Origin of the sequence: Desulfamplus magnetovallimortis (assembly GCF_900170035.1) — a bacterium.
GTDB lineage: Bacteria > Desulfobacterota > Desulfobacteria > Desulfobacterales > Desulfobacteraceae > Desulfamplus > Desulfamplus magnetovallimortis.
On sequence record NZ_LT828605.1, the window covers coordinates 1 to 963 of the forward strand.

2 protein-coding genes are annotated in these 963 nt (G+C 34.8%); both read left to right on the forward strand.

The window, feature by feature from the left end; all coding sequences use genetic code 11:
* Positions 1–247: 247 nt before the first annotated feature.
* Positions 248–478, forward strand: a complete 231-nt coding sequence (locus tag MTBBW1_RS27210) for a hypothetical protein (RefSeq protein ID WP_186441758.1) — start codon at positions 248–250, stop codon at positions 476–478.
* Positions 479–507: 29 nt separating this feature from the next.
* Positions 508–963: hypothetical protein (locus MTBBW1_RS27215; RefSeq protein ID WP_222424203.1), on the forward strand; the 456-nt coding region annotated here is incomplete at its 3' end.

A 963-nucleotide genomic window follows, 5' to 3' on the forward strand; every position in this document is an offset into this window, starting at 1 on the left:
GAGAGTATTGAGAGAATATTCAAGAAAAAATCCTGAATTTGCTGAGATAATGCGGGGAGCAGAACTAATTTGAGAGATAAACCTGAGAATCAAGAATAAAACACTTTTTTGTAACTGCTATATTGCACATAGATTTAACGAACTAAAGTTTAAATCCTGCGTTAACCATCCGAAATATTGACTATTCATGGGTAATTGGCTTATTCGCTTATTGATGGAGTACCAGCTTCATCAATTAGAGGAACCCATGAACAATTCCTTTGTAACCCAGTTCGCTGAAAAAATCAAATTCAACTACAGGTCATTTGATCGTGTTATTGTCCGTGGCTACATTCGCTCTTTCTTTTCCCTTTGTGTTGTCGTTCAATTCCTCAAAACTATGGGTTTTTCAAAGAAGAGCAATGGTGTCATGCGGATTTTCACGGATCAACTAAACTCCCATATCAAAAAACACGCTGAAAAACATGGTATCTTGTAAAAATAAACCATTATGATTATAGTAATTTTATGGAAAATAACACGGAAACAAAAAATGAAGACAGAACCGCCTGGCATCGCCTGCTCGGCTTAATGATGACACCACTTTTTGAAAAACTCGGATGTGAGGTAACGGTTGAGGTTGATTTGTCTTTAAAAAGACAGCTTCTTGATTTGGTCATTGTCAGAAAACACTCATCTGTCATGTTTGTTGACGTTAATCCTGACTACTATGAGGGATTTGAAAATCTCAATGAACACAATCTTATATCATTCAAATCCTTTCGGGAAATCTTCAATATGGCTGCACTTGAAGAGCTTTATGGGCATTTTACAAACTACAAAAAAATGAAAAACCTTAAAGATGAAAACAATATCAACCTCTATGCCGTAACAAACCACTTTCCTGAAACTCTGTTTGATAAATTTAAAGATACCAGACTTATTGAATGCATTGAAAATAACAAAGTTTATGATTTGAAAGTA